General features: G+C 67.7%; 5 protein-coding genes and 2 pseudogenes. 2 read left to right on the forward strand and 5 right to left on the reverse strand.

Annotated elements, in window-relative coordinates:
* Positions 1-235: 235 nt before the first annotated feature.
* Genes QR78_RS22200 through QR78_RS22215 form a run of 4 tightly spaced genes read right to left on the reverse strand, consistent with a single transcriptional unit; the run spans position 236 to position 4,970 of the window.
* Positions 236-1,309: a branched-chain amino acid ABC transporter permease gene (locus tag QR78_RS22200; protein WP_048429760.1), complete on the reverse strand. Its 1,074-nt coding sequence runs from the start codon at positions 1,307-1,309 to the stop codon at positions 236-238.
* The gene (locus tag QR78_RS22205; RefSeq protein ID WP_048429761.1) at positions 1,309-2,202 is read right to left on the reverse strand and encodes a branched-chain amino acid ABC transporter permease; all 894 of its coding nucleotides are present in this window, start codon (positions 2,200-2,202) and stop codon (positions 1,309-1,311) included. The genes QR78_RS22200 and QR78_RS22205 overlap by 1 nt, the downstream gene beginning before the upstream one ends.
* Positions 2,203-2,229: 27 nt before the next feature.
* Positions 2,230-4,164: a long-chain fatty acid--CoA ligase gene (locus QR78_RS22210; protein ID WP_048429762.1), complete on the reverse strand. Its 1,935-nt coding sequence runs from the start codon at positions 4,162-4,164 to the stop codon at positions 2,230-2,232.
* Entirely contained in the window at positions 4,161-4,970 is an 810-nt protein-coding gene (locus QR78_RS22215) for an ABC transporter ATP-binding protein (protein WP_048429763.1), read from the reverse strand. The genes QR78_RS22210 and QR78_RS22215 overlap by 4 nt, the downstream gene beginning before the upstream one ends.
* Positions 4,971-5,161: 191 nt before the next feature.
* Between QR78_RS22215 and QR78_RS22220 the strand changes: the two genes are divergently transcribed.
* Entirely contained in the window at positions 5,162-5,863 is a 702-nt protein-coding gene (locus QR78_RS22220) for a TetR/AcrR family transcriptional regulator (RefSeq protein WP_082172087.1), read from the forward strand.
* Between the two features lie 310 nt (positions 5,864-6,173).
* Positions 6,174-7,265, forward strand: a pseudogene (locus QR78_RS22225) (cache domain-containing protein); the annotation flags it as partial.
* 43 nt (positions 7,266-7,308) lie between these two features.
* Here the strand turns inward: QR78_RS22225 and QR78_RS36740 are convergent.
* Positions 7,309-7,435, reverse strand: a pseudogene (locus tag QR78_RS36740) (methyl-accepting chemotaxis protein); the annotation flags it as partial.

The raw sequence follows: 7,435 nt of genomic DNA on the forward strand, positions 1-7,435 counted from the left end.
CCCTTTCCCGGACGACTGGAGCGTCAGCGGAAGGAGATCCGGGATCCAGCTGTAAAACTTCGCGAAGCGACCGACTGCCTGCAACGGTGCAGTCTGCTGAGCCGCTTCGCGGCACATCTTGTGCTGGATCCCGGATCTCCTTCCACTTCGTTCCATTCGTCCGGGAAAGGGAGAGCTCGTGGTCAGTGTCCCCCTTGATCCGGCCGCGATCCGCCTGGCTTGTTTGTCGATGATGTCAGTGCGAGAACGGATACAGCTTCCAGTACGCCTTGATCTGGCGCCAGCGATGGGCGAGTCCGTCGGGCTCGAACATCAGGAAGAGCACGATCACCAGCCCGATCGCCATCTCGCGCAGGAAGGACAGGTTGTCCTTGAGCGACAAGGCCCGGTCGAGGGCCGAGCCGCGGACCGCGTCGGTGAGCCAGCCCATGGCTTCGGGCACCAGCACCATGAAGGCGGTGCCCATCAGCGTGCCCATGATCGAGCCGAGGCCGCCGATGATGATCATGCCGAGGAACTGGATCGACAGCAGGATGCCGAAGCCCTCGACCGAGACGAATTGCAGGTAATGCGCGTAGAGCGCGCCGCCGATGCCGGCGAAGAAGGCCGAGAGCCCGAAGGACAGGGTGCGGTAGCGGGTGAGGTTGATCCCCATCATCTCCGCCGAGAGGTAGTGGTCGCGGACCGCCACCAGCGCCCGGCCGTCGCGGGAGCGCATCAGGTTGGTGGCGAGCACGAAGGTCAGCACCAAATAGGCCAGCACCACGTAGAAGTAGCGGTGGTCGGTGTCGAAAGCGAAGCCGAAGATCGAGAAGGCGTCGGCCGCCGTGCCGGCGACGCCCCCGGTGAACCAGTTCGCCCGGGCGAAGAAATCCTGCAGGATGTACTGCGCGGCGAGCGTCGCGATGGCGAGGTAGAGGCCCTTCAGCCGCGCTGCCGGCAGGCCGAAGATCAGGCCCACCGCCGTCGTCAGGACGCCGGCGAGCGGGATCGCGAAGAAGACCGGGATCCCGTAATTGTTCGACAGCCAGGCCGACGCGAAGGCGCCGAAGCCGAAGAAGGCGGCGTGCCCGATCGAGATCTGCCCGGTGAAGCCGACCAGGATGTTGAGTCCCAGAGCCGCCACCGCGAAGTAGCCGATCTGGATCAGCAGGCTCAGCCAGTAGCGGTCGAGCACCAGGGGCGCGCAGCAGAGCAAGGTCAGCCCCGCCCAGACCGCATAGCGGCTGCCGGCGGTGGGGAAGATGGTGGTGTCGGCGGCATACGTGGTGCGGTAGTCGCCGGCGGGAATCAGGCTCTGGGTCGCCATCAGACGCGCTCGATGTCGCGGGTGCCGAACAGGCCGTAGGGCTTGATCATCAGGATCACCACCAGGACGTAGAAGGGAACGATCTCGTAGAGGTTGCCCCAGTGCAGGTACTGGCCGTCGACATATTGCGCGACGTTCTCCAGCACCCCGATGACGAGGCCGCCGATGACCGCGCCGACGACCGAGTCGAGCCCGCCGAGGATGACGGCCGGAAACACCTTGATGCCGTAGAGCGACAGGGCCGACGACACGCCGTTGACGATGCCGACCACGATGCCGGCGACCGACGACACCACCGCCGAGATCGCCCAGGCCATCGCGAAGACGTTGCGGACCGAGATGCCCAGCGACTGGGCCACCTGCTGGTTGAAGGCGGTGGCCCGCATGGCGAGCCCGTGCTTCGAATACTGGAAGAACCAGGCGAAGCCCGCCATCATGGCGACCGAGATGCCGAGGCTCATCAGATAGACGGTCTGGATCTCGAGCCCGAGGAACGACACCGACTGGGTCTGGAAGATCGGCGGGAAGGGCTGGGCGAAGACGCCGAACAGCCACTTGCACAGGGCCTGGAAGAAGATCGACAGGCCGATCGTCACCATGATGACCGAGATGATCGGCTCGCCGATCAGCGGCCGCAGCACCACGACTTGCAGCGCGATGCCGAAGACCAGCATGAACGCGAAGGTGATGCCCATGCCGACGAGGAACGGCAGCTGGTAGGTGGTGAGCAGCCACCAGCACACCCAGGCGCCGATCAGCAGGAACTCGCCCTGCGCGAAGTTCACGACCTGACTGGCCTTGTAGATCAGCACGAAGCTCATCGCGACCACGCCGTAGAGGGCGCCGACGATCAGCCCGTTGACCACGAGCTGGAGCAGGAGATGGGTATTCATGGGTGCGAGACCCTTCTCAAGCTAGCCCTATTCGGCGGCGGCGAGGGTGGCGGGAGAAACCGTGAGGTCGATCACCGGCAGGGTGGTGCGGATGCGTTGCGTCGTGCCGTCCTGGAACCGGATCACCGTATCGACCCGGTAGCTCGGCGCCCCGGCATAGATCGTGTCGATCAGGTCTCCGTACTTCTCGTTGATGACGCCGCGGCGGACCTTGCGGGTACGGGTCAATTCGCCGTCATCGGCATCGAGCTCCTTGTAGAGGAGCACGAACTTCGCGACGCGCTGTACGTCGGTGAGGCCCTGGTTGACCTTCTCGACCTCGCGGCGGATCAGGTCGATCACTGCCGGCTTCGCGGCGAGGTCGGAATAGGTGGTGAAGGCGATGCGGTTCTTCTCGGCCCATTTGGCGACGACCGCGTAGCGGATGCAGACCAGCGCCGCCAGGTACTCGCGCCCGGCGCCGAGGATGACGGCCTCGGCGACGTAAGGGCTGAACTTCAGCTTGTTCTCGATGTATTGCGGCGAGAAGCGCTCGCCGTGGATGTTGACGGCGAGGTCCTTGATCCGGTCGATGACGACCAGTTCGCCCTTCTTGTCGACGTAGCCGGCGTCGCCGGTATGCATCCAGCCGTCGCGCACGTCGCTCGGGGTGTCGGGGCCGGCCTTGTAGTAGCCGTGGAACATGTTGGCGTGGCGCGCCAGCACCTCGCCGATGCCGTTGCGGTCGGGATCGAGCACCCGGATCTCGATGCTGTCGTCGAACGGCACGCCGACCGTGTCGAAATCGACCGTCTCGCCCCGGTGCAGGGTGTAGGCGCCGAGCGTCTCGGTCTGCCCGTAGAGCTGGCGCAACGGCACGCCCATGGCGCGGAAGAACCGGAACGTGTCGGGGCCGAGCGCCGCGCCGCCGGTCGCCGCGGAGGTGAGCCGCGTGAAGCCGAGGCGATCGCGAAGGGCCCGGAACAGCAGGGCCTCGGCGGCGCCAGAGCGCGTGCCCTTGTCGAGGGCGGCCAATCCCATCTTCATCCCGCGCTCGTAGAGGGCGCGCTTGAACGGGGACGCGTCCATCATCCGGGCGCGCACGTCGGCGGCAACCGCTTCCCAGACGCGCGGGGCGAACAGCACGAAGGTCGGGGCGATCTCCCGGAAGTCGTGCATCAGCGTGTCGGCATCCTCGACGAAGTTGACCTTCATGCGAGAGAGCAGAGCCTGGCCGAGCGCATAGACCTGCTCCATGATCCAGGGCAGCGGCAGCACCGAGACGTAATCGTCCTCAGGCCCCTTCGGGTCGGCGGCGAGGTAGCGGGCGCAGTGGCGCAGGACCCGGCCGCCGCTCAGCATCGCCAGCTTCGGCCGCGCCGTGGTGCCCGAGGTGGTGCAGAGGATCGCCACCGCCTCGGCATCGGTCGCATCGACCATGCGGTCGTAGAGGCCGGGATCGGCCGCATGCATCGCCTCGCCGCGGGCGGCGAGCGCGTCGGCCGAGATCAGGCGGGGATCGTCGTATTTGCGCATCCCGCGGGGATCGCAGAACACGATGTGGCGCAGGCTCGGCACCTGGTCGGCGAGGTTGAGGAGCTTGTCGACCTGCTCCTCGTCCTCGGCGATCACCGCCTTCACCTCGGCGAAGGCCAGGAGATATTGGACCTCGTCCTCGAGCGCGTCGCGGTAGAGGCCGAGCGACAGGGCGCCAAGCGCGTGGGCGGCGATCTCGCCAGCGACCCAGTCGGGCCGGTTGTCGCCAATGAGCCCGACGACGTCGCCGCCGTCGATCCCGAGATCGGAGAGGCCGAGCGCGAAGGCGCGGGTCCGGGCGTGGTACTCGGCCCAGGTCGTCGGGCGCCACAGCCCAAAAATCTTTTCGCGGAGCGCGACCTCGCCCGGATGCGCGGCGGCGTTGCGGCGCAGGAGCTTGGGGAAGGTGTCGGCCTCACGCGCGATGCTTGAGAAATCGGTCGTCACGACGCGGCCCTCGCGGGTTCCAGCGTTGCGGGCTCCTCGTCGTCCTCGCCGAGATAGGCTTTGCGCACATGCGGATCGGCGAGAACCGCCTCGGGGCGGCCGAGCGCGATGCGGCGGCCGAAATCGAGCACCATGACGCGATGCGAGATGTCCATGACCACGCCCATGTCGTGCTCGATCATCACGACGGTCATGCCGAACTCCTCGTTGAGATCGACGATGTAGCGGGCCATGTCCTCCTTCTCCTCGAGGTTCATGCCGGCCATCGGCTCGTCGAGGAGGATGAGCTTGGGCTCCAGCGCCATGGCACGGGCGAGTTCCACCCGCTTGCGCAAGCCGTAGGAGAGGGTGCCGGCCGGCGCCTTGCGGTAGGCCTGGAGGTCGAGGAAATCGATGATCTCCTCCACCCGGCGGCGATGCGCCAGCTCCTCGCTCCGCACCCCCGGCAGCCAGTAGAGCGAGCCGGTGACGAAGTTGTTGCGCATCAGGTGGTGGCGCCCGACCAGGATGTTGTCGAGCACGGTCATGTGGTGGAACAGCGCGAGGTTCTGGAAGGTCCGGCCGATGCCGAGCTTCGGGCGCTGGTTCGGCGTCGCCTTGGTGATGTCGCGGCCGTCGAGCAGGATCTGGCCCTCGGACGGCTTGTAGCGGCCCGAGATGCAGTTGATCATCGAGGTCTTGCCGGCGCCGTTCGGGCCGATGATCGAAAAGAGCTCGCCCTTCTCGACCGCGAAGCTGACATCCGTCAGTGCCTTCACGCCGCCGAAGCGCAACGAGATCTGGCGAACCGCAAGGGTTTCCGCCACGCCTGACCCTCCCTGGGATGGCGGCCGCGCTCGTCTCCGGCGCCGCTCTGCCTGTGGCGGATGCCCGGTATGTGTCCGGATCATCCGCCTTGGAAATACGTTCGACTGTTTTTTTCCGAGCGTCAAGTGCTACACTGGCGCGACGAAAGTCGTGGGGTCGGGCGCCCCGTCAGCGTAGGGTTAAGGGCAGCATGGCGCGTATCGCAGGCTCGTCGGGACCGCGGACCGAGGAGGCCATCCGGCGGGCGGGACTCAGCCTCATCGCCACCCACGGCTACGCTGCGATGAGCCTGCGCCAGCTCGCGGCCGAGGTCGGCATCCAGCAGGGCTCGCTCTACAACTATTTTCGCAACAAGCAGGAATTCCTGTTCGACCTCATCCGCGGCCACATGCTCGACCTGCACGCGGCCCTCGACGCGGCTTTGCTCTCCGAGGGCAGCGCCGAAGCGCGGCTGACCCGGTTCACGGAGTTCCACGTCGCCTATCACGTCGCGCGGCCGCAGGAGGTGTTCATCTGCTACTCGGAGCTGCGCAGCCTCGAGCCGGACAACCTCGCCGCCGTGGTGGCGATGCGGCGCGACTACGAGCGCAAGCTCGGCGAGATCCTCGATCACGGCCGCGCCACCGGCGAGTTCCACCTCGCGGATACCCGGATGGCGACGCTCGCCATCCTGGCGATGCTGTCGGGCATCTGCACCTGGTACAAGCCGGGCGGACGGCTCACGACGGATGGATTGCAGCAGATCTTCACCGGCATGGTGCTGGCGCTCGCCCGCGGCGAGACGCAGGCGCTCGCCAGAGGCGAGACGCAGGCGCTCGCGCCCAGCGAGGCCGTGGAGCCCGTCGCGGTGCCGGCACGCCGGCGCGGGGGCCTGCGGGCCGGGGTCGGTTAGGGCCTCGCATCGTCTATCGACCGTGCAGCCGGCGACGCCACGACACGAGGGCGGCCGGATTTTTGCATTCGGTGCCGCAGCGGCAAGATTTTCGCGAACATCCGCGCATCGTCACAATCACCTACAAAATAAACCAGGCATTCACTTCCCGCCTTCTATTTCCCGGCGGACATCCGGCAGGGTCCGGATCCGGAGTGGCCGCCCCATGTTCGTGCTCACCCTTCCCCGCAAGTTCGCCTTGCTGATCGCGCTCGCCGCAACGAGCCTGGTCGCGCTCGGCGGGATCGCGCTCAACTACCAGTACGAGGCGATGCTGGCCCAGCGCATCGAGCGTCTGTCGCTGATCACCGAGGCCGCCGCCAACATCGTCGAGCGCTACCGGCAGAAGGCGATCAAGGGCGAGATCACCGAGGCCGCGTCCCGCGAGGCGGCGCTCGCCGACATCGCGGCGATGCGGCACGGGCGCGACAACTACCTGTTCGTGAACGATGGCACCGGCACGGTGATCGCCCACCCGGCCGCGAAGGTGGTCGGCCGCAACCTGATGGGCGTGACCGATCCGACCGGCTTCCGCTACGTCGCCGACGTGATGCCCCGGGCCAAGCGCGACGGCGCAGCCACCTTCCGCTATACCTGGGTCCCGGAGGGCGAGACGGCCGCGGTGCCGAAGATCGGGCTCTTCCGCTTCTACGCGCCCTACGATTTCTACATCGGGACCAGCGACTACGTCAGCGACCTGCGGGCGATGATCGTCGCCCAGGTCCAGCGCCTCGCCCTCGCGGCGCTCCTCATCGTGCTCGTCCTCGGCGGCGCCTCGCTGATGATCGTCCGCTCGATCGTGCGGCCGATGGAGCGCCTGCGCGCCGCGATGACCGCGCTGTCCGAGGGGCGCACCGACCTCCCGGTGCCGGAGACCGGGCGGCGCGACGAGGTCGGGGCGATGGCCCGCACCGTGCTGGTCTTCCGCGACAACGCGATCGAGCGCGAGCGGCTGCGGGGCGAGAGCGAGGCCGAGGAGCTGCGCCGGATGCGCCGCGCCGCCGCGCTCGACGACCTGATCCGGGGCTTCGAAGCCGCGATCACCGGCGTGGTCGCCACCGTCTCGACCGCCGCGGGCGAATTGCGCGGCACCGCCGAGACCATGACGGCGACCGCCCGCGAGACCGCCGCGCAATCGACCACCGTGGCGGCGGCCGCCGAGCAGGCCTCGTCGAATGTCGGCACCGTGGCGGTGGCGGCCGAGGAACTCGGCGCCTCGGTCCAGGAGATCGGCCGCCAGGTTGACAGCTCGGCCCGTCTCGCCCGGGCCGCGGTCACGGAGGCCGGGCAGACCGCCGATCAGGTCCGGGCGCTGACCGAGGCCACCGCCCGCATCGGCGACGTGGTCGGGCTGATCTCGTCGATCGCCGCGCAGACCAACCTTCTGGCGCTCAACGCCACCATCGAGGCGCCGGCACGCGCCGCCTCGATGGTGGCGTTGAGCGCCAGGAGATTGGTCTGGCCGGCGATCCCCGAGATCATCCCGACCATGTCGCCGATCCGGGCGGCGTTCTGGCTGAGCGCCTGGACGAG

Source organism: Methylobacterium indicum (genome assembly GCF_001043895.1).
Lineage (GTDB): Bacteria > Pseudomonadota > Alphaproteobacteria > Rhizobiales > Beijerinckiaceae > Methylobacterium > Methylobacterium indicum.